16 protein-coding genes are annotated in these 19885 nt (G+C 71.5%); 6 read left to right on the top strand and 10 right to left on the bottom strand.

Translation table 11 applies throughout. The features are described 5' to 3' along the window. Positions 1-31: 31 nt before the first annotated feature. From ABZ453_RS25460 to ABZ453_RS25450, 3 genes are all read right to left on the bottom strand, one after another. A complete protein-coding gene (locus ABZ453_RS25460) occupies positions 32-1480 on the bottom strand; it encodes an alpha-amylase family glycosyl hydrolase (RefSeq protein WP_359018013.1) in 1449 nt (482 codons plus the stop codon). Then, positions 1477-4233 carry a glucosidase gene (locus ABZ453_RS25455; protein WP_359018011.1) on the bottom strand — a complete coding sequence of 919 codons (2757 nt, stop codon included), beginning with the start codon at positions 4231-4233 and terminating at the stop codon, positions 1477-1479. Before ABZ453_RS25455 ends, ABZ453_RS25460 begins: the two co-directional genes overlap by 4 nt. A gap of 453 nt (positions 4234-4686) precedes the next feature. Beyond that, positions 4687-5181 (bottom strand): PaaI family thioesterase, encoded by a 495-nt coding sequence (locus ABZ453_RS25450; protein ID WP_356766496.1) that lies wholly within the window; start codon positions 5179-5181, stop codon positions 4687-4689. A 93-nt stretch (positions 5182-5274) separates the two neighbouring features. Here ABZ453_RS25450 and ABZ453_RS25445 point away from each other — a divergent pair, with 93 nt between their 5' ends. After that, positions 5275-5748 carry a helix-turn-helix domain-containing protein gene (locus ABZ453_RS25445; RefSeq protein WP_359018009.1) on the top strand — a complete coding sequence of 158 codons (474 nt, stop codon included), beginning with the start codon at positions 5275-5277 and terminating at the stop codon, positions 5746-5748. A gap of 5 nt (positions 5749-5753) precedes the next feature. Here ABZ453_RS25445 and ABZ453_RS25440 read toward each other — a convergent pair whose 3' ends face one another. After that, entirely contained in the window at positions 5754-6935 is a 1182-nt protein-coding gene (locus ABZ453_RS25440; protein ID WP_359018007.1) for an acyltransferase, read from the bottom strand. 191 nt (positions 6936-7126) lie between these two features. Here ABZ453_RS25440 and ABZ453_RS25435 point away from each other — a divergent pair, with 191 nt between their 5' ends. After that, entirely contained in the window at positions 7127-7375 is a 249-nt protein-coding gene (locus ABZ453_RS25435) for a hypothetical protein (protein WP_208779198.1), read from the top strand. Between the two features lie 11 nt (positions 7376-7386). Then, positions 7387-8562: an SPFH domain-containing protein gene (locus ABZ453_RS25430; RefSeq protein WP_359018004.1), complete on the top strand. Its 1176-nt coding sequence runs from the start codon at positions 7387-7389 to the stop codon at positions 8560-8562. Between the two features lie 130 nt (positions 8563-8692). Here the strand turns inward: ABZ453_RS25430 and ABZ453_RS25425 are convergent, their stop codons facing one another. Both ABZ453_RS25425 and ABZ453_RS25420 read right to left on the bottom strand, forming a co-directional pair. Further along, positions 8693-9772, bottom strand: a complete 1080-nt coding sequence (locus ABZ453_RS25425; RefSeq protein ID WP_359018002.1) for an endonuclease/exonuclease/phosphatase family protein — start codon at positions 9770-9772, stop codon at positions 8693-8695. A gap of 23 nt (positions 9773-9795) precedes the next feature. Next, complete coding sequence (locus ABZ453_RS25420) at positions 9796-10470, bottom strand: M15 family metallopeptidase (protein WP_359018000.1); 675 nt, start codon at positions 10468-10470, stop codon at positions 9796-9798. An 87-nt stretch (positions 10471-10557) separates the two neighbouring features. On the opposite strand from ABZ453_RS25420, the gene ABZ453_RS25415 reads away from it, so the two are divergent. Next, positions 10558-11253 carry a response regulator transcription factor gene (locus tag ABZ453_RS25415; RefSeq protein WP_359017998.1) on the top strand — a complete coding sequence of 232 codons (696 nt, stop codon included), beginning with the start codon at positions 10558-10560 and terminating at the stop codon, positions 11251-11253. 10 nt (positions 11254-11263) lie between these two features. Then, positions 11264-12349 (top strand): HAMP domain-containing sensor histidine kinase, encoded by a 1086-nt coding sequence (locus ABZ453_RS25410; RefSeq protein ID WP_359017996.1) that lies wholly within the window; start codon positions 11264-11266, stop codon positions 12347-12349. On the opposite strand, the gene ABZ453_RS25405 is transcribed toward ABZ453_RS25410, so the two are convergent. Genes ABZ453_RS25405 through ABZ453_RS25390 form a run of 4 tightly spaced genes read right to left on the bottom strand, consistent with a single transcriptional unit; the run spans position 12324 to position 17055 of the window. Further along, positions 12324-13724 carry an acyl-CoA reductase gene (locus ABZ453_RS25405; protein WP_359017994.1) on the bottom strand — a complete coding sequence of 467 codons (1401 nt, stop codon included), beginning with the start codon at positions 13722-13724 and terminating at the stop codon, positions 12324-12326. The genes ABZ453_RS25410 and ABZ453_RS25405 overlap by 26 nt on opposite strands. Then, on the bottom strand, positions 13721-15064 hold the full coding sequence (locus tag ABZ453_RS25400; RefSeq protein ID WP_359017992.1) for a hypothetical protein: 1344 nt from the start codon (positions 15062-15064) through the stop codon (positions 13721-13723). The genes ABZ453_RS25405 and ABZ453_RS25400 overlap by 4 nt, the downstream gene beginning before the upstream one ends. Before the next feature lie 10 nt (positions 15065-15074). Further along, positions 15075-15800, bottom strand: coding sequence for an ABC transporter ATP-binding protein (locus tag ABZ453_RS25395; protein ID WP_359017990.1), 726 nt, complete (start codon positions 15798-15800; stop codon positions 15075-15077). A gap of 16 nt (positions 15801-15816) precedes the next feature. Continuing rightward, positions 15817-17055, bottom strand: a complete 1239-nt coding sequence (locus tag ABZ453_RS25390) for an ABC transporter substrate-binding protein (RefSeq protein ID WP_133048081.1) — start codon at positions 17053-17055, stop codon at positions 15817-15819. Between the two features lie 126 nt (positions 17056-17181). On the opposite strand from ABZ453_RS25390, the gene ABZ453_RS25385 reads away from it, so the two are divergent. Beyond that, positions 17182-19878, top strand: coding sequence for a branched-chain amino acid ABC transporter permease/ATP-binding protein (locus tag ABZ453_RS25385; RefSeq protein ID WP_359017987.1), 2697 nt, complete (start codon positions 17182-17184; stop codon positions 19876-19878). Positions 19879-19885: the final 7 nt, after the last annotated feature.

Here is a 19885-nt window from a genome sequence, read left to right as displayed (position 1 = left end):
AGGTCATGGTCGCTGTCTATCACGGCCCCCGTCAGGCCGCGCTCAGGACGTGGGAGTGCCAGGCGGGCAGGTCGACGAAGAGCCCCGGGGCGAGCAGCGCGTCGCCGTCGCGGTCGTACGTCAACTCCGTCAGCAGGTCGGTGAGCGTGTGCGGGGCTCCGGCCAGGTCGGGCCAGGGCAGCGGGATCTGGCCCTGGGCGGGGGCGTCGGAGTGGTTGACGACGACGAGGTGGCGGGTGCCGGGGCCGGTCCAGGCCCAGGCGAGCAGGTTGCGGTGGGTGTCGTTGTCGGGCCAGCCGGTGACGGGGAGCAGGCGCCACTCGCCGTCGCGCACGGCGGCGGCCGCCGGGAGCAACCGGCCGTAGAAGGCGCGGAGTTGTTCGTCGACCGGCTCCTCGGGGCGGCGGGAGAGGAACACCGGTGGGCGGACCGTGCGGCCCTCGAACTGGCCCTCGTGCCAGAGGGTGGCGCCCGGCAGGGTGGCGACGGTGATCGCCGCGGCGCGTTCCCGGTCGCCGGGGAGGGTGGCGGCGGCGCGGGGTTCGTCGTGGTTCTCCAGGAAGCGGACCAGGCCGCGCTGGTAGTCGAGGCCGGCCTGGAGGTGGGCGCGGACCGCCTCGGCGTCCTCGTGCAGGAGGCGGTCGTAGAGGCGCTTGTCGTAGCAGTGGTCGAAGCCCTGCTGCTGGAGGGCCCATTCGAGGCCCCAGTAGGCCTCGGCGACGAGGAGCAGGTCCGGGTGGCGGGCGCGGACGCGCGGGACGACGTACGGCCAGAAGTCCTCGGCGGGCGGCGGTCCCGCCTTCTCGCCCCAGGTCTTGGCGAAGACGTCGTTCATCAGCAGCATCGCCATGTCGCAGCGCACGCCGTCGGCCTGGTCACCGATGGCGACGAGGGTGTCGACGGTCGCCGCGCGCAGGTCGTCGCTGAAGGCGTCGAGTTGGACGACGTCCGGCCAGGGCGCGAAGTAGGGGTCGCGGCCGCGGGCGTAGATCTGCCCGGCGGCCTCCAGGAAGGCCTCGGGCGAACGGGCCAGGTCCTCCGCGCTGCCCCGGATCAGGCACCGGGGGCGTTCGGCGAGCCAGGGGTGGTCGGGGGCGACGTGGTTGGGGACGTAGTCCAGGATCAACCGCAGGCCGCGCGCGGCGAGTCGGGCCCGCGCCTCGGCGAGGCCCTCCGGGCCGCCGAGGGAGGCGTCGACGACGTAGTTCCGTACGCAGTACGGCGATCCGGCGATGTCCGCCTCGGTGAGGTCGGGCAGGGCCTGGCGGAAGGAGGCGAGCAGGGACTCGTCGCGCAGGGCGATCGCGAGTCCGGCGGGGCTGCGCTCCCAGACGCCCATCAGCCAGACGGTGTCGACGCCCGGAACGGCGACCTCGTCCCAGGCCTCCTCCGGTACGTCGCCCAGGGTGACCGGACGGTCGTACCGGGTGCTCAACTCGCGTAGCCAGACGAGGGTGTTGATCTCGTGGATCACCGTCATGAGAAGGGCTCCTCCTCGCCGGTCATGTGCCGTTCGTCCCGGGGCCGCAGGGAGTCGCGCCCGCCGCGCCGCCAGTCGTCGGCGCTGATCGCGCGGAAGACGGTGGCGGTGGCCGCGACCAACCCGGTCCAGCCGGTCTGGTGGGAGGCGCCGAGACCCGCGCCGTTGTCGCCGTGGAAGTACTCGTAGAAGAGGATCAGATCCTTCCAGTGCGGGTCCTTGGCGAACTTGGGCTGCGCTCCGTGCACGGGCCGGTGGCCGTCCTCGCCGCGCAGGAAGGTGGCGGTGAGGCGGTCGGAGATCTCACGGGCGACCTCGTAGAGGTTCAGCTGCCGCCCGGAGCCGGTCGGGCACTCCACGGTGAAGTCCGGCCCGTGGTAGGCGTGCAGGTTCAGCAGGGCGCGGATCAGCAGGAGGTTCATCGGGAACCACACCGGGCCGCGCCAGTTGGAGTTGCCGCCGAACATGCCGGAGTCCGACTCGGCGGGCAGATAGCCGACGCCGTAGGTCTCGCCGTGCACGTCGAAGGTGTACGGGTGGGCCGCGTGGTAGCGGGAGAGGGACCGGATGCCGTGCGGGCCGAGGAACTCCGCCTCGTCGAGCATACGGGCCAGGATGCGGCGCAGCCGGTCCTCGCCGAACAGGGCGAACAGGTAGCGGCCGTCCGCGTCGGGCGCCGCGTGGACGTTCTGGTCGACGAAGGCCTCGACGGCCGGGTGCCGCTTGATGAACTCCTTCGCCCCCTCCACCAGTTCGGGGAAGACATGGTTGGCCCGGCCGCCGATCACGCTGGTCGCGGCCAGCGGGATCAGGCCGACCAGCGAGCGCACCTTCATCGGCTGCGCGCTGCCGTCGGGCAGCCGCAGCACGTCGTAGAAGAAGCCGTCCTCCTCGTCCCACAGGCTGGCGTTGTCCTTGCCCATGCGGTTCATGGCGACGGCGATCCAGGCGAAGTGCTCGAACAGCATCTGCGCCTGCTCGACGTAGACCGGGTTGTCGACGGCGAGTTCGATGGCGATCTCCAGGAGGTTCTGGCAGTACAGCGCCATCCAGGCGGTGCCGTCGGCCTGGTCGATGTGGCCGCCGGTGGGCAGCGGGGCGCTGCGGTCGAACACGCCGATGTTGTCCAGGCCCAGGAAGCCGCCCTGGAAGACGTTGTTGCCGTCGGCGTCCTTGCGGTTGAGCCACCAGGTGAAGTTCTTCGTCAGCTTCTGAAAGGCGTTCTCCAGGAAGGCGCGGTCGGCGTTCCCGGTGCGGTGCTTCTCCAGTTCGTAGACGAAGAGGGTCGCCCAGGCGTGCACGGGCGGGTTGACGTCGCCGAAGTTCCATTCGTACGCGGGGATCTGGCCGTTGGGATGCAGGTACAGGCGGCGCAGCAGCAGTTCCAGCTGGGACTTGGCGAAGCCGATGTCGACCATGGCCAGGGCGATGGTGTGGAAGGCGAGGTCCCAGGCCGCGAACCAGGGGTACTCCCAGGTGTCCGGCATCGAGATGACCGCGTCGTTGACCATGTGGTACCAGGCGCTGTTGCGCAGGCGGGGGTCGGCGGCCAGGGGGTCCACCCCGTGCTCGGCGAGCCAGCGCTCGACGTCCAGGTAGTAGTACTGCTTGCTCCACAGCATCCCGGCGAGTGCCTGCCGCACGACCCGCCGCTCGTCCTCGCCCATGCCGTCGGGAAGGACGCTGTCGTAGAAGGCGTCGGCCTCGGTCCGCCGCGTGTCCATCGTCGCGGCGAAATCGCCGAAGGGGTCGGTGAGTTCACGGTCGCTGAGCCGCAGCCGGACGGTCACGCCGTCACCGGCGGGCACGGTCAGGACGGTGTGCAGGGCGGCCTTGGTGCCGGTCTGTGCCGGGTTGACGGCGGCGGTGTCGCCGTGGACGACACAGCGGTCGATGCCGTCCTTGACGTAGGGCGTGGTGCTCGGACTGCCGAAGATGCGCTCGTTGTTGGTCTCGTTCTCGGTGAACAGGGCGGTGGCGTCGGCGTCGTGGTAGAGCCAGCGCGGGCCCAGTTCCTCGTGGTCGGCGCGGATGGCGTCGGGGGTCTTCGTCAGGCTGGGTACGGCGGTTCCGCCGGCCCAGGACCAGGTGTGCCGGAACCAGAGGGTCGGCAGCAGGTGCAGGGTCGCCTCGTCGGGGCCGCGGTTGTGGACGCTGATCTCGATCAGCAGGTCCTCCGGGCCGGCCTTGGCGTACTCGACGAAGACGTCGAAGTAGCGGTCCTCGTCGAAGACCCCGGTGTCGAGCAGTTCGTACTCGAAGTCGTGGCGGGTGCGGTCCCGGTTGGTGTCCACGAGGTCGGCGTAGGGGAACTCGCCCTGCGGGTACTTGTAGAGGTACTTCATGTAGGAGTGGGTGGGCGTGGAGTCGAGGTGGAAGTAGTACTCCTTGACGTCCTCGCCGTGGTTGCCCTCCTGGTTGGTCAGGCCGAACATCCGCTCCTTCAGGATCGGATCGCGGCCGTTCCACAGGGCCGGCGCGAAACAGAGCCGCTGCTTGTCGTCGCTGACACCGGCGATGCCGTCCTCGCCCCAGCGGTAGGCGCGGGAGCGGGCCTGGTCGTGGGTGAAGTACGACCAGGCGTCGCCGCCGGGGCTGTAGTCCTCCCGTACGGTCCCCCACTGGCGTTCGCTGAGGTAGGGCCCCCAGCGGCGCCAGTCGGCCCGGGACGCGTCGGCGTCCGCGAGCCGCTGCCGCTCGGCGCCCGTCACACCGCTGTCCGCCACCTTGACCGCCTCCTCGTAGCCGGGCAACGCACCCAGCCTCGGCGGTCCCGGGCGGCACCGCAATGCCTGAGTGGCGGAGGGGGGACTTCCTCCTGCCGATCGGTGCCGGGGAGCGTCGCCGGCCTGGTGGAGGGGTCAGTGGAGAGGCTGTGTCTCTGGCGGCCGGTACGCGGAACACGTCTCGCCGGCCAGGAGAGGGCGGTGTACTGCTGGACGCCGGCCGGGTGTGGCCATCCGGTGCCGCGCACTGTCGTCAGCCGGGTGAGGCGGGCTGCGTCTCAGCGGGAAGGGCATGCGGCTGCTGGTCGCGTGGGCGAGGAGGCGGTCGGCCGGAGCGCACACGGCCGCCTGGGGCGTCCGGCCGCCAAAACCACGGTCGGCACCGCCCAGCACCCGCCCTCGCGCCGGAACGGCCAGTGCCTCGGCCTCGAGAACTGTTGCGACGACACTGGCCGTGGCCGAGGAAGGAACCGTCGGGCTTCAGGCGGCCGGCACGGGAAAGAGCAGGCAGCTGCTCGTCGCGTGGGCGAGGAGGCGGTCGGTCGGGTCGAGGAGTTTCGCCTCGGCGAGGGCGGTGCGGCGGCCGCTGCTGACGACGCTGCCGACGGCACGGACCTTGCCCGTCTCGGCCGTGACCGGGCGCAGGAACTTCACCGTCAGGTCCAGCGAGGTGTAGGCCATGCCCTGCGGCAGGATGGACTGCACGGCGCAGCCGGTCGCGGAGTCGAGCATCGTGGCGTAGACGCCGCCGTGGACGCTGCCGATGGGGTTGTAGTGCTCCTCTCCCGGCTCCAGGGAGAACACCACGTGCCCGTGGTCCACCTCTTCGAGGGCCATGCCCAGGGTGGCGGCGATCGGCGCGGCGGGCAGGCGCCCGGCGAGGATCTCCCGGAGGAACTCCAGCCCCGAGCCGCGCCCCACGGCTCCCGCCGAGATCGCGGGATCCTCCCAGTCGTACGTCCGCGTGCGTTCCATGCTCCTGCACCATCTCCCTGGCTCTTTCCCCCGAAGCTAGCCGTGCGTCGAGCTGACTGTCAATGACAGAGTCAGGGGCCTACCATGGCCGCTATGAAGTGGCTGGAGATGAGCACGGAGAACTGCACCGTCCAGCGCACGCTCGACCTGGTCGGCGAGAAGTGGACGCTGCTGATCCTGCGGGACGCCTTCAACGGAGTGCGCCGGTTCGACGAGCTGCGCCGCCATGTCGGTCTCTCGGACGCCGTCCTCTCCGACCGGCTGCGCAAGCTGGTCGGCGCCGGGATCCTCAACACGGTGCCCTACCAGGAGCGGGGCAGCCGGACCCGGCACGAGTACCGGCTCACCCCGAAGGGCCGCGATCTGTGGCCCGTCCTCGTCGCGCTGCGGCAGTGGGGCGAGACGTACGTCGCCAACCCGGAGGGCCCGGTCATCGAGATCCGGCACCGCGACTGCGGCGCACCTGTGCGGGTCGTGGTCGAGTGCCCCGAGGAGCACACCGCCCTCGCCCCCACCGAGGTCACCGTCCACCCGGGACCGGCCGCCCGGCCCGTGCCGCAGCCGTAGGCGCCCTACCGTTCGAGTGCGGGCCGAACGACGGCGGGCCGCTTGCTCAGCAGCAGGCGTCGTCCCGGTACCTCCACCGCCTCGTACAGCAGCCAGGCCAGCCCCAGCGACACGGTGAACGCGACGGTCGTGGTGGCCAGGCCCGCGGTCACGCCGAAGCGTGGCGAGGTGCCGAGCAGGCTGGTCGCGGCCCGCAGGACCAGCAGGTGGATCATGTAGAAGGCGAAGGACAGCTCCCCCAGCCGCACCAGCCACCGGCGCCGCCACAGCGAGGGCAGACCGCGCAGGTCCGCGACGGCCGCGGCCGGGATCAGCAGCGCGAAGCCGATGACCGTGCAGGTCGTGGCGGGGTAGCCGGAGGTGACCTGGGGCACCAGGAAGTAGCCGATGACCGCCAGGGCCAGCGAGGCCTCCAGACCGGGCCCGCGCCAGCGGTCGAGCTGCACCAGCCGGGCCACGGCGGCGCCGATCACGAACTCGGGCAGCCGGGCGGCCGGGAAGGAGTACAGCGGCTGGTCCGCCCAGTGGTGCGCGTCCGCCCAGGCCAGCGCGAACACCGCCAGCAGCGCGAGCCCGGCCAGTACCGCCGAGCCCCGGGCGCCGAGCCGGCGCAGCAGCAGGGCGAGCAGGGGGAAGGTGCCGTAGAAGAACGCCTCGCAGGCCAGCGACCAGCTGACGGGGTCGAGGGTCTGCCACCAGGGGCGCCACCAGGAGTGCACCAGGAGGGCGTTGGCCAGGCCCGCCATGAGGGTCGGTCTGTGCTGGTGGGCCAGGGTGAGGGCCATGACGAGGGCGACGGCCGCGGTGACCAGGTGGACGGGCAGGATGCGGGCGACGCGGCGTCTGAAGAACGGCCACGCGCGGTCGCCGGGCCGCGCGGACCACATCAGGACGAAGCCGGAGAGCACGAAGAAGAACGACACTCCGTTGGCTCCGGCGCCGAAGGCCCACGTCATCACGCGCTGGCCGGTGCCGTCGAAGTAGTGGAAGTTGTGCACGTGCAGTCCGAAGACCAGCAGCGCGGCGATCCAGCGCAGTCCGGTCAGCGACGGCAGCGTGGGCGCCGCGGCGGGGCGGGGAATCCTGTTCTTCGGTGTGCCGGTGGTCTTGGAGCCGGTGGTCTCGGTGGCGGTGGTCTCGGTGGCGGTGGCGGGCGGCGTCCCGGGCGCCCTGGTCGCCGTCGTCATCGGGTCGCCCTTCCGGGGATGTGCGTACGGGGCATGAAAGGGAGCGTTGCCTGTTCGTCATCTTCCAATCGGTCCCGTGGACAACGTCACACCGATGGCGCTGGTTACGAGATCCGTCCTGGTGTTAGGCAGCGGTTACCGGTGGGTCTATCGTCGGAATCGTGGGCCACAGCATGGGAGGTCGGCCGGTGATGCCGCAGGACGAGGCCGTGATCGGCTGCATCGGGAAGGTGCTCATCGGAACCCGGGGAACCGCGGGCCCCGGTGAGGTCCTGGTGCCGGTCCGGGGCGGCTCGGAGACCTTCATAGCCTGGTCCGACGAACCCTTGCCGACGGGGGCGACGGTGCTCGTGATCGAGTCACGTGGGTGTCGTGAGGTCGGCGTCATCGAGTGGAGGGATCCACTCGGAGCGATCGGCGACCGTGCCGACGCGGACTGAGGAGTAACAGAATGTTCGGTTACCGCGTTCCCGCTCCCGACGAGGCGATGCTGATCTCGGGTGGCAGGCGGGGACTGGGGGGCGCGCCGTTCCGGGTGGTGACGGGGCACGGGAAGTTCGTGCTGCCGTTCTTCCGAAAGACCCGTTTCCTCACACTGGCGATGTGCGAGTCCGAGGTCACGGAGACCTGTGTGACCCGGCAGGGCATCGCGTTGAACGTACGCGCCGTCATCGCGTTCAAGGTCGGCAACGACACCGAGAGCATCATCAACGCCGGGCAGCGTTTCCTCTCGGACCAGGAACAGATGTCGGTGCTGACCGGCCGCATCTTCGCCGGTCATCTGCGGGCCATCATCGGCTCGATGACGGTCGAGGAGATCGTCACCGAGCGGCAGAAGCTCGCCGCGGAGGTGCTGGACACCTCCAAGACCGAGATGGCGAAGATCGGTCTGATCGTGGACTCGCTGCAGATCCAGTCGATCGACGACGGCGACGCCGGCTACATCGACGCCATGTCCGCGCCGCACCGGGCGGCCATCCAGCGGCAGGCCCAGATCGCCCAGGCGCAGGCCACCCAGACGGCGGCCGAGGCGCAGCAGGAGGCGGCGCGCAAGCAGGCCGAGTACGCCCGGCAGACCGCGGTGGTCCAGGCCGCGTACTCGGCCGAGGTGGACCGCGCGCAGGCACAGGCCGCGCAGGCAGGACCGCTGGCGCAGGCGCACGCCCAGCAGGAGGTGCTCGCCGCGCAGACCGAACTGGCGCAGCGGCAGGCCAAGTTGCGCCAGCAGCAGCTGGTGGCGGAGATCGTGAAGCCGGCCGAGGCGGAGGCCGAGCGGATCCGGCTGCTCGCCCAGGCGGACGCGCAGCGCATGAAGATCCAGGCCGAGGCGGCCGCGTCGTACGACAGGGTGGCGCTGGACCGGATGCTGATCGACCAGCTGCCGCAGATCGTGAAGGAGGCGGCGGGCGGTCTGGCCGGCGCCAACGTCAACGTCCTCAACGGCGCGGACGGCCTCGGTGAGATCGCCGCCGGTCTGGTCTCGCAGGGGCTGACGATCCTGGACTCCGTCCGGCAGAACCTCAGCGGCGGACAGGACGGCGAGAGTCGCCCGGCCGGCAACGGCGTGCTGGAGCTGCGCGCGAAGAACGAGCGCAAGTCCGACGACGGTCCGGTCAACGTCGACTGATCCGCTCCGAGGTCCCCGTCCCGGCGGGGACCTCGGCGTACTCTGGCCCCCTCTCGAGAAGCGGAGCTGAGTGCGTGGAAAGGGTGACCTACCCGGCCGGGGCGCCCCCCGGCGCCGCCCGGCCGCGCGGTCACCAGCTCACCCGGGCCGCCACCGGCAGGTGGTCGCTGCCGGTGGCCGGGAGGACCCAGGCGCTGTCCGGCCGCACCCCCCTGACCAGGATCTGGTCGATGCGCTCCACCGGGAACCTCGCCGGCCAGCTGAAGCCGAAGCCGGCTCCGGCCTCGTCCTGCGCCGAACGCAGCTGAGAGGTGAGGCCCGCGAAGGCGCGGTCGTCCATGGTGCCGTTGAGGTCGCCGAGCAGCACCACCCGCCGGATGGGCTCGGCGGCGACGGCCTTGGCCAGCGCCTGCGCGCCTCTGTCCCGCGAGTCCGTCCAGAAGCCGACCCTGGGGTTCACGCGCACGGACCCCAGGTGGGCCACGTACACCGCCAGCGGCCCCTGCCCCGTCGTGACCGTGGTGCGCAGTGCCCGGTTGTAGGTCAGTTTCTCGGCGGCCGGCTTGGTGGCCGCCAGCGGCCCGTAATCGGTCGCGATGTCGACCGGCCGGGTGTCCGACAGGGGCAGCCTGCTCCACAGTCCGACCGTGCCCAGCACCGTGTGGTACCGGTAGGCCTTCGCCAGCTCCTTCTCGTACGCGCCCCGGTCCTGTTCGGTGATCTCCTCCAGGGCCAGCACGTCCGCGCCGGAGGCGGCCAGGTCGCGGGCGGTGGCGGCCGGGTCGCGGTTGTCGGCGGCGACGTTGTGGCTGACCACGGTGAGGTCGCCGCCCGGGTGGGACTTGTCGGTGAGCAGTCCGCCGAAGAGGCTCAGCCACACCGTGACGGGAAGCAGCAGCGCGGTCACCGCCGAGAGGGAGCGACGCCGGAGGGCGCCGGCGAGGAGCACCGGGACGAACAGGCCGAACCACGGCAGGAACGTCTCCACCAGGCTGCCGAGATGGCCGATCCGGTTCGGGATCCTCCCGTGCAGCAGCATGAGCAGACCGAGCAGCAGCGCCAGCGCCGCGAGCACCGGGCCGCGCTTCCAGGGCTCCGGCCGGGAGCAGCCGCGGATCACCCGGCGGACGCCCGCGCGCCGGGGACCGGGGCCGGTGTCCCGGTGGCCGGGGCCGGTCCGTCCGGTCCCGGCCGTGTCGACCTGCGTCATCGTCGGTCCTCGCTCGCTGTCGGTCACTTCTGCATCCTGGGGTCCTGGGTGGGGTCGGCGTACATGTGCGGGCACCCGTGGTCGACGGCCTCGGGCCGCAGTTCGTAGTGCCAGGGTTCGTTGCGGTAGATCCGGCACAGCCCGTACGCGGCGCCGTGCTCGGACAGCCATGCCGTCGCGTCGGAGGGCCCGATGTCGACAGCGTCGCCGGAGACGTGGGGGGAGGTGGCCGCGGTGGCGACCCAGCGGGCGGCCTCGGCCTCGGAGCCGTACTTGGCGACCGCCTCGCCGAGCAGCCGGTTCTGGTAGGCCACCGAACGCCAGCCGCTGTTGACACGGAACTCGAGCCCGTCGCCCCCGGCGTCCGCGGCGGCCCGGCGGAGGGCCTTGAGCAGGTCCGGATCGAGCTTGGCCACCGCGGGAACCGTGTCGTCGAAGACCGTCACACCGTCAGGGACGACACCGTCCGCCTCGCCCAGCGCGCCGCCGTGCCCACCGCGACGAGGAGCCGAGAGCGAGGCGTGCGAGGAGAACGAGGAGGAGGACCTCGGTAACTGGTAGCAGAGCGCCGCGATGACCGCTGATATGGCGACGACCGCGAGGGCGACGGCGAGGAGCCGGTGCACGCGGCGGGGCGGCGTGCGGGTCGAGCGCGGGGTTGTGGAGCGTGGGTTCGTCGATCGTGGGGTTTGCGTCATGCCGTCAGTCAAGGCGGCGCGGTGTTGCCGGCCCGTATGCGGTTTTCGATATGCCGGCGATATGCGCCGGCTCCTAGCATCGAGAGCATGCGTGTGCTGATCGTGGAGGACGAGCCCTATCTGGCGGAGGCCATCCGCGATGGTCTGCGCCTGGCGGCGATCGCGGCCGACATCGCGGGGGACGGCGCCACCGCGCTGGACATGCTGGGCGTCAACTCCTACGACATCGCCGTGCTCGACCGGGACATCCCCGGCCCCTCCGGTGACGAGATCGCGAAACGCATCGTGGCCTCCGGCAGCGGCATGCCGATCCTCATGCTGACCGCGGCCGACCGTCTCGACGACAAGGCCTCCGGTTTTGAGCTCGGCGCCGACGACTACCTCACGAAGCCCTTCGAACTCCAGGAACTCGCACTCCGGCTCAGAGCACTCGACCGCAGGCGCGCGCACAACAGGCCCCCGGTGCGGGAGATCGCGGGTGTGCGGCTGGACCCGTTCCGCAGGGAGGTCTACCGGGACGGCCGCTATGTGGCGCTGACCAGGAAGCAGTTCGCGGTGCTCGAGGTCCTCGTCGCCGCCGAGGGCGGGATCGTCAGTGCGGAGGAACTACTGGAGCGGGCGTGGGACGCGAACGCCGACCCGTTCACCAACGCCGTGCGGATCACCGTCTCGGCGCTGCGCAAGCGACTCGGCGAGCCCTGGGTCATCGCCACCGTGCCGGGCGTCGGCTACCGCATCGACACGCAGGCGGAGGCCGGACACGAGAGGGCGGGCCGTGGATAGGGCGCCGGGGATGAGCGTCCGCCTCAAACTCACGCTCAGCTACGCCGGGTTCGTCATGGTGGCCGGCGTTCTGCTGCTCATGGCCGGGTGGGTGTTCCTGACCCGGGTGCCCCACATCGGGCTGATCATGGATCCCGGCTACCAGGGTGCCGTGCTGCGCGCTTTCGCTCCGATCGCGGCCGTCGTGCTGGTGTTCCTGCTGGTGTTCGGTCTCGGGGGCGGGTGGTTTCTCGCCGGCCGGATGCTCGCCCCCCTGACGCGGATCACCGACGCGACCCGTACGGCCGCGAACGGGTCGCTCTCGCACCGGATCCGGCTGCCGGGCCCGACGGACGAGTTCCGTGAACTGGCCGACGCCTTCGACACGATGCTCGCGCGGCTCGAGGCGCACGTGGCCGAGCAGCGCAGATTCGCATCCAACGCCTCGCACGAGCTGCGCACCCCGCTGGCGATCTCCAAGACCCTGCTCGACGTGGCCCGCACCGATCCGGACCACGACACCGAAGAGATCATCGACCGTCTCCACGCCGTCAACACCCGGGCGATCGGCCTGACCGAGGCACTGCTGCTGCTCAGCCGTGCCGAGCAGCGGTCCTTCAGCCGGGAGGAGGTCGATCTGTCCCTCATGGCGGAGGAGGCGACCGAAACCCTCCTCCCTCTCGCGGAGAAACACGGCGTCACGATCGAGACCCGCGGTGAGATCGCCCCCACGACCGGCTCGCAGGCGCTGCTGCTGCAACTGGCCACGAATCTCGTGCACAACGCGATCGTGCACAACCTGCCGGAGAAGGGCACGGTGTGGGTCACCACCGATGTCCGCCCCGCGGCCGTGGTCCTCACGGTCGAGAACACGGGCGACACGCTCACCGCGGAGTTGGCCGCGACCCTCACCGAGCCGTTCCAGCGCGGCACCGAGCGCGTTCACACCGATCACTCCGGCGTGGGCCTCGGCCTGGCCATCGTCAGGACCATCGCCGAGGCCCACGACGGGACCCTCACCCTCGCCCCGCGTTCCACGGGCGGGCTCCGGGTCGCCGTGCAGTTGCCCTCGCGGGCTTCCGCCGGGGTCGTCACTCGTCGTTCACCCAGCGCATGAGCCGCTGCAGCGGGTAGAAGCCGTCGTGGGAGAGGCCCGGTGGCATGCCGCCCGCCCCGCCGAGGGACACCACGCGCTGGACGCCGGCGCAGGCCAGAGCGTCGCGCAGGCCCGCCTTGCGGGCGTCGGGGTACACGCCGACCGTCTGCGTGGCGACCCCCGCGTGCGTGACGGCGTCGGTCAGCGCGGCGACCGGGACGACGTTGACGATCTTTCCGTCCGGGTGGAAGTCAACGGGTTCCGGGGAGCGGATGACCAGACCCGTGCCGTCGTAACCGCCCCACACCCGGTAGTCGGGCGCGAGGGAGCGCAGTACGTCGATCTCCTCACGCAGTTCCGAGGCGACCCGCGGGCCGCGCTCGGAGCTGAACTCCCTTGCCACGCCGAGGCGTTCGCACAGCAGGGCGGCATAGCGGTCGGCGTCCTCGGGTGATCCCTCGACGAACTGGAAGCGGCTGGCCACGCACGCCTGCTGGTTGAAGAAGGTGGCGTCGGCGGCTCCCGCCTCCGCGGCCTCGGCCAGGTTCTCGGGGGACGCGAAGGCCTCGCGGCCGATCAGCGAGATGGAGGTCTTCGGGTCGAAGGAGACCAGCTCGAAGCCCGGGCCGACGTAGCGCAGCGCCCCGCGGATCGTGCCCTCGCCGCCCCAGGCCACGAGTTTGTCGAAGAACTGGGGGCGGAACAGCACGCTCTCCACCGCCTCGTCGCCACCGCGCCAGTAGGCGGCGGAGAACGAGCGCACCACGGGATGGCCGGGGGCGACGGAGGCCATCGTGCGCAGGATCGCGGTCGCCGTGAACAGGTCGTTCGAGGGCAGCTTCAGCAGGTTGACGCCCTTGGTGAGGGCGCCGCGCACCACGGACATCGCGGCGACGCCGGGCGCGTTGCCCGCGATGATGTGCACCAGGCGTGGCGGGTAGGCGCGGGTGGCCGCGACCCGGCCCTCGGGCAGGCGCACCTCGCGCCAGCCGTCGAGGACGTCGGCGCCGCCGAGTTCATGGTCGATCTGGGCGTACAGGGCGGGCCGGCGGAAGCTGCGCCACAGCACGGCGTAGGCGCGTTCGAGGACCTCGGCGGGGAGCGGGCTGATGGCTGTCATCCGCTCCAGGGCTTCGGCGAGCAGCCCGTCCCGGTCCGCCTTGAGGGCGTCGCCGGTCGCCACCAGCAGGTCGACGATCTCGGCGGTGGGTGTCTGGAAGGCGGGCCCGGGCTCGGTGCGGGGCCATACGAGGCGGTCCAGGTCGAGGGCGGGTGCGGTGAAGGCGGCTCCGGGGCGGCCGTGGGTGACGTGCGGGCCTTCGTCGACCTCGCCGCGGATGACGTGGACCACGGCCACCGGGGCGGCCGCGGTGCTGCCGAGGGTCGTGCCGGTCATCCGTGGATCATCCCTCGCACATAGGAGTCGAGTGTCGCCGCGCAGGTGATCTTGTCGTCGCCGCCGAGGTCGCCGTAGCGCTGGATGTCCGGCAGGACGGCAGGGCCCGGCCGGCCGCAGTCGCAGGGCGAGAAGTCGACGAAGACCCGGTCGCCGCTGATCAGTCCGCCCCAGCGGCCCTCCAGGGAGACGTCCAGGAAGGCGAACCGGCCCTCCACCACGCCGCGTTCGGGGTTGAGCAGGGTTTCGCCCTGCTGGTCGAGGACCAGCGGGATCACCCACGGCGGCACATGGTAGTGGCCCTTCTCGCAGGCGGGGCAGGAGCCCTGGAGTTCCGTCATGCCGTAGCTGCGCACCCGGCGTACGCCGTCGTAGAAGGCGGCGAACTGCTGCTGGTAGTCCTCCGGCAGGGCACGGCCCTTGTTGCCGCCGCCGCTGAGCACCAGCGTGTCCGGGTGCAGGCCGCCGTCCGTGACGCCACGCGCGCGCAGGGCCTGGATCAGGGCGAACTGCTGGTTGTTCATGCCGGCGATGAGCAGCGGTTCGTCGTGGTGGGCGGCGATGTCGTCGACGATGGCGCTCACGGCCGCGTCCATCTCCGCCTCGCGGGCCTCGGAGGCTGTCTCGTAGGAGCTGATCTCCTGCGGGGTGGCGGTGCCCTCGGCGATCCTGCGGCGCAGCAGCGCGCTGCTCATCAGGTCCGACACCCGCAGCGGGTCCTCGGTCAGCAGTCGCGTCTCGCCGGGGCGGGCGAAGACCTCGGCGTGCCACCGGAAGCCGTCGATGGAGCGCATCGGGCCGCTCGCGGGGGCGAGCAGATAACCGCGGCGGGTGGGTTTCGGCGGCAGGGGGTCGGGCCAGCAGGTGAGGTGCTCCAGGATGTCGTGCAGGAAACTCAGGTCGCTCGCCGCGCAGTTGAGGAAGGAGACCTTCCCGGAGGTGCCGCTGGTGATGTACGGGCGGTGGCCGGCGGCCGTGATCCGCTCGGTCCACTCGTCGATGTCGCGTACGCCGTCGACGTCGACCTCCCCGGGTTCGACCGTGGAGACGGTCGTGTACCAGCGCAGCAGCCGGTCCCATCGGCCGGCGGTGATGAGGGAGACGGGGTAGGACTTGTAGCTGGTGTGCGAGAAGAGCAGGGGGACGAGGTCGTCGAGGGCCGTGACCTGGCTGACACCGGTCTCCTCCGCGCGGGTGCGCAGGAGCGGGATGCGTTCGCGGTGGGCCGTAAAGGCCTCCCGCGCGGCTTCGAGCTGCAACTCCCTCATGTCTTCGACTGGTTGGTCGAACGTGTCGCCGGACAGGACCAGGGATCGGATCTGCGCGCGTGCGCCGGACACAGCAGCCACCTCAATCGGTTGCATAGGTTGTCTTTTCCGCGGTCGTCCCTGCGGTCAGGTACGACGACTCGATCGCGTCGAGGTCGCCGCGGAGTTCCGCCGGGGTGCCGGTCATGGCGACGCGGCCGCGGTGCAGGACGTACACGCGGTCGGCGATGTCCAGCACCCTGCGCACGTGCTGTTCCACCAGCAGCGCCCCGAGGCCCCGGTCGGCCGCCCGGCGCACGGCGCGCAGCAGGCGGTCGACGACGAGGGGGGCGAGCCCGAGGGACAGTTCGTCCGCGAGCAGCAGCCTGGGCGAGCGGCTCAGCGCGCGGGCCAGCGACAGCATCTGCTGCTCGCCGCCCGAGAGCATGCCCGCGCCGGTCTTCAGGCGTTTTTCCAGTTCGGGGAAGAGTTCCAGCGCCTGCTCGGGGGTCACCCGGCCGACCCGGAGGTTGTCCGCGGTGTCGAGGCCGGTGAAGACCGCCCGCTCCCCGACGTAGGCCAGGCCCTGGCGGGCGCGGCGGTGCAGGGGTGCGCGGGCGGTGTCGCCCAGCCAGCGCACCTCGCCGCCCATCGGGGCGAGTTCCCCGGACAGCGCCCGCAGCGTGGTGGTCTTGCCCGCGCCGTTGGGTCCGAGCAGGGCGACGACCTCGCCGGGGCGGACCTCCAGGTCGAGGTCGCGCAGGACGGGTTGGCTGCCGTAACCGGCGCTCAGGGCACATGCTTGGATCAAGGGCTCGCTGTCGTGCACGGACGTTCCCCTTCGGTCAGCCGGCCGGTGTGGACGTCAGCACCTTCCGGACGTCGACGAAGGTCGACCCCGCCTTCGCCCATTCGATCTGCCCGCCCCGTATGGTCAGTTCGGTGGCGGTCGTGTTGTGGATGCGGTCGAGGCCCTTGATCGGCAGGGCTGTCGAGGCATTCCAGGTCAGCGCGGGGGTCAGACCGCCGGTGTCGATGCCGGAGGTGGTGTTCAGCTCCTTCACCAGGGCCCCCGCCGAGATCGTGGGCAGCTGCTTGACCGCCTCGGTGAAGACCTTGAACGCCACCCAGGTCGTCTCGTTGGCGCCGTTGCTGGTGTCGATGCCCTTGTCGCCCTTGGCGGCCGCGAGGAAGTCCTTCCAGGCCGGGTCGGAGGTCGGCGGGTAGTAGCCGGTGATGGCCGCCCCCTCCAGCGGGCCGCCGCTTCCGCCGGTGCTCGCGGCCAGCTGCGGGGTGAGGTTACCGACGACGCTGCCGAGCTTCGTCTTCGCGCCGGACTGGACGTAGGACTTCACGAACAGGCCGGAGGCGGTGCCCAGGATGACGCTCACGCAGTCGCTGCCCTTGGTGGCGGCGGCGACCTGGGGGGCGAGGTCGGTGGCGGTGAGGGGCACCTTGATGTCCTTGGGCACGGCGCCTCCGGCGGAGGTGGCCCCGAGGGTGAGGAACTGCGAGACGATCGCGGCGGCCGCGAGGTCGTAGCGGACGCCGGCGATCTTCTTGCAGCCCTCCTGCACCAGTTGCCGGCCGTGCGCCGCGAACACCGCCGGGGTGCCCCCGTTGACCGGGAAGGACAGCGGGTTGGAGAACTCCGCGGCCGAGACGCCGGTTCCGCCGAGGTAGGGGATGCCGGCCTTCTGCAGGATCGGCATGTAGCGGTCGCCCGCGAGGCTGTACGAGCCCACGACGGCGACCACCTTGTCGGCCACCGCCTGCTGGGCGCACTTCTCGGCCTCGTCGGGGTCGTTCTTCTCGTTGCAGGTCAGCACCTTCAGCGGACCGCCCTTGATCCCGCCGTTGGCGTTGATCCACTTCTCGTAGGCCTGGGCGGTGAGCCGCACCCCCGGCTGGGCGCTGCCCTGGGTGTCCTCCGGGTTCCAGACCATCACCTTGACGGGCGCGCCCTTCAGGGAGGTCTGGGTCGAGCTGCCGGACGCCTTGCCCCCGCAGCCTGCCGCCAGCAGGGCTGCGGTCACGGCCAGACAGGTCGCTGCGGCACTTCTGCGTCGGTGTGAGTCGTTCATGGCCCCTCCGCGGGCTCGTCATCGAGATGGCGAACAGCATGGGGTGCGTTTTTGGGTTAGTGAAGTACTCTCGGCACAATTATTTAAATAAATACGCTGTCTGGCTGACCTCCGGGAGGTTCCCCGATGGACGACATCCTGCGTTTCGCCCTGCTCGGCCTGGGGCTCGGCGCTCTGTACGCACTCACCGCGCACGGCATCGTGCTGGTCTACCGGGGCTCCGGTGTACTGAACCTCGCGCACGGCGCGATCGGGATGGCGGGCGCCTATGTGCAGTGGGAGCTCGCCGTCAACCACGGCGTGCCGTACTGGCCGGCCGTCGCGTGCGGGGTGCTCACCTCCGCGCTGCTGGGCGTGCTCACCCATCTGCTGGTGCTGCGGCCGCTGCGCCGGGCGTCCACCCTGGCCCGGCTGGTCGGCACCCTCGCGGTGTTCATCGTGCTCACCGCCGTGGCCGTCAAACGCTACGGCGACAGCCTGCAACTGGTGCCCGGCAAGCTGCCGACCCGCCTGCTGACGATCGCCGGGGCCACCATCTCCGAGGACCGCGTCTGGCTGCTCGGCATCGCGCTCGCCGTGACCGCGCTGCTCCATCTCCTCTACCGGCGCACCCTGTTCGGCCTGGGCACCACCGCCGTCGCCGAGAACGAGCACGCCGCCGCCTCGCTCGGCTGGTCCCCCGACGTGATCGCCACCGGCAACTGGGCCCTCGGCTCGGCGCTCGCGGGACTCACCGGCATCCTGATCGTGCCGGTCATCGGGCTGTCGGTCTCCGGGCTGACCACCCTGCTGCTGAGCGCGCTGGCCGCCGCGCTGGTCGGCAGGTTCTCCTCGTTCCCCGTCACGCTGGCGGGCGGTCTGGTCATCGGCCTCGTGCAGTCCGAGCTCACCCGGTTCGGCTCCGGAGTGACGGGACTCGCCTCGTCGGTGCCGTTCCTGTTCATCGCCCTGGTGCTGGTGGCCCGCGGCCGGGCGCTGCCGCTGCGCGGCACCTTCCTGGACCGGCTGCCGGCGCTGGGCAGCGGACGGGTGCGCCCCCTGCCGCTCGCGTTCGCCGCCGTGGCCGGGCTGGTCCTGGTCGGCGCGTCCACCCCGCTGTGGGCCGACGCGATCACCAGCACCCTGGTGCTGTCGCTGATCATCCTGTCGATCGTCGTGGTCACCGGGTACGCGGGACAGGTCTCGCTCGCGGCCTACGCCCTCGCCGGCACCGGCGCCTTCATCGCCGGGCACGCGGCGGCGGACTGGGGCTGGCCCTTCGAACTGGCCCTGGTGGCAGGCGTGTTGGGCACCGTGCCGATCGGCCTGCTGTTCGCCCTCCCGGCGGTCCGCACCCGTGGCGTCAACCTGGCGATCATCACGCTCGGCCTCGGCACCACCCTGGAGGCGATGGTCTTCCAGAACACCGGCCTGTCGACCACCCCCGGCAGCGACGGCATCGCGGTGGGCCACCAGACCCTCTTCGGGATCAGCATCTCCGGAGTCGACCACCCGCAGCGCTACGCCGCCGTGGTACTGGTGCTGTTCCTCGCCGCCACGCTCGTGGTCGCCAACGTCCGCCGCGGCAGGACCGGCCGCCGGCTCGTCGCCGTACGGGCCAACGAGCGGGCCGCCGCCGCGCTCGGCATCGACGTCCGCGCGGCCAAGCTCTACGCCTTCGGTCTGTCCGCGGCCATCGCCGCCCTCGCCGGTGTGCTCATCGGCTTCCGCTCCACCTCGGTGGTCTTCTCCGACTTCGCGAGCTTCGACTCCATCACCGCGCTCGGGCTCGCCGTCATCGGCGGTGTCGGCTTCCTCGTGGGGCCGTTGTTCGGGGCGATGTTCGCCGTCGGCACGGTCGGCGCGCGCATCGGGGACTGGGTGCTGCCCGGGCTGAGCGCGTGGATGCCGCTGATCGGCGGGGTCGTCCTGGTGCTCACGCTGGTGGGCAACCAGGACGGCATCGGCAAGGACGCCGGCCGACCCGCGGCACGCGTCCGCAACCGCCTGCCTCGCCGGGACACGGCACAGGCGGGCGAGGGCGAGCCGGCGGCCGTGGCGGAGGTCTCCCGCGCCGCGCCGCTGGCCCTCCACGTCCGGGACCTGACCGTGCGCTACGGCGGTGTCGTCGCCGTCGACGGGCTCTCGCTGGACGTCGAGCCAGGCCGGATCGTCGGGCTCATCGGTCCCAACGGTGCCGGCAAGACCTCCGCCATCGACGCCGTCACGGGCTTCACCCGGGCCGTGTCCGGCAGCGTGCGCCTCGCCGAACGGGACGTGACCCGGCTGCCGGTGCACCGGCGGGCCTCGGCCGGACTGAGCCGATCCTTCCAGTCGCTGGAGCTGTTCGAGGACATGACCGTCCGGGACAACCTCGCCGCGGCCTGCGAGCGGCCCGGCCCGTGGGCGTACCTCACGGACCTGATCCGCCCCGGCAGCCGTCCGCTCCCCGGTCATGTGCTCGTCGCGGTAAGGGAGTTCGGACTCCAGGACAGCCTCGACCGGCCCGTGGCGGAGCTGTCGTACGGGGAGCGGCGGCTGTTGGCCATCGCCCGCGCGGTGGCGGCCTCCCCCTCCGTGCTGCTCCTCGACGAGCCGGCCGCCGGGCTGTCCGACGACGAGACGCGGGAACTCGCCCATCTGGTACGGCGGCTGGCAGAGGACTGGGGCATGGGGGTCCTGCTCGTCGAGCACGACGTCGACATGGTCATGAGCGTCTGCGACGAGATCGTGGTGCTGGACTTCGGACGCCGGATCCGCGCGGGCACGCCCGAGGAGGTGCGCCGGGACCCGGCGGTGCGGGCGGCGTACCTGGGCGACCTGGAGCCGGAGGCGCTCGCGTGAGGAGCGC

Origin of the sequence: Streptomyces sp. NPDC005799, from assembly GCF_040630525.1 — a bacterium.
Classification (GTDB): domain Bacteria; phylum Actinomycetota; class Actinomycetes; order Streptomycetales; family Streptomycetaceae; genus Streptomyces; species Streptomyces griseorubiginosus_B.
This window is presented reverse-complemented; position numbering and strand designations above follow the sequence as displayed.

Excerpts from the sequence above, each read along its gene's own strand:
- ABZ453_RS25390 (WP_133048081.1), bottom strand. The coding sequence starts at position 17,055 with ATGAACGACTCACACCGACGCAGAAGTGCCGCAGCGACCTGTCTGGCC.
- ABZ453_RS25425 (WP_359018002.1), bottom strand. The coding sequence starts at position 9,772 with ATGACGCAGGTCGACACGGCCGGGACCGGACGGACCGGCCCCGGCCAC.
- ABZ453_RS25410 (WP_359017996.1), top strand. The coding sequence starts at position 11,264 with ATGAGCGTCCGCCTCAAACTCACGCTCAGCTACGCCGGGTTCGTCATG.
- ABZ453_RS25385 (WP_359017987.1), top strand. The coding sequence starts at position 17,182 with ATGGACGACATCCTGCGTTTCGCCCTGCTCGGCCTGGGGCTCGGCGCT.
- ABZ453_RS25450 (WP_356766496.1), bottom strand. The coding sequence starts at position 5,181 with ATGGAACGCACGCGGACGTACGACTGGGAGGATCCCGCGATCTCGGCG.
- ABZ453_RS25405 (WP_359017994.1), bottom strand. The coding sequence starts at position 13,724 with ATGACCGGCACGACCCTCGGCAGCACCGCGGCCGCCCCGGTGGCCGTG.
- ABZ453_RS25460 (WP_359018013.1), bottom strand. The coding sequence starts at position 1,480 with ATGACGGTGATCCACGAGATCAACACCCTCGTCTGGCTACGCGAGTTG.
- ABZ453_RS25430 (WP_359018004.1), top strand. The coding sequence starts at position 7,387 with ATGTTCGGTTACCGCGTTCCCGCTCCCGACGAGGCGATGCTGATCTCG.
- ABZ453_RS25420 (WP_359018000.1), bottom strand. The coding sequence starts at position 10,470 with ATGACGCAAACCCCACGATCGACGAACCCACGCTCCACAACCCCGCGC.
- ABZ453_RS25415 (WP_359017998.1), top strand. The coding sequence starts at position 10,558 with ATGCGTGTGCTGATCGTGGAGGACGAGCCCTATCTGGCGGAGGCCATC.
- ABZ453_RS25435 (WP_208779198.1), top strand. The coding sequence starts at position 7,127 with ATGCCGCAGGACGAGGCCGTGATCGGCTGCATCGGGAAGGTGCTCATC.
- ABZ453_RS25440 (WP_359018007.1), bottom strand. The coding sequence starts at position 6,935 with ATGACGACGGCGACCAGGGCGCCCGGGACGCCGCCCGCCACCGCCACC.
- ABZ453_RS25445 (WP_359018009.1), top strand. The coding sequence starts at position 5,275 with ATGAAGTGGCTGGAGATGAGCACGGAGAACTGCACCGTCCAGCGCACG.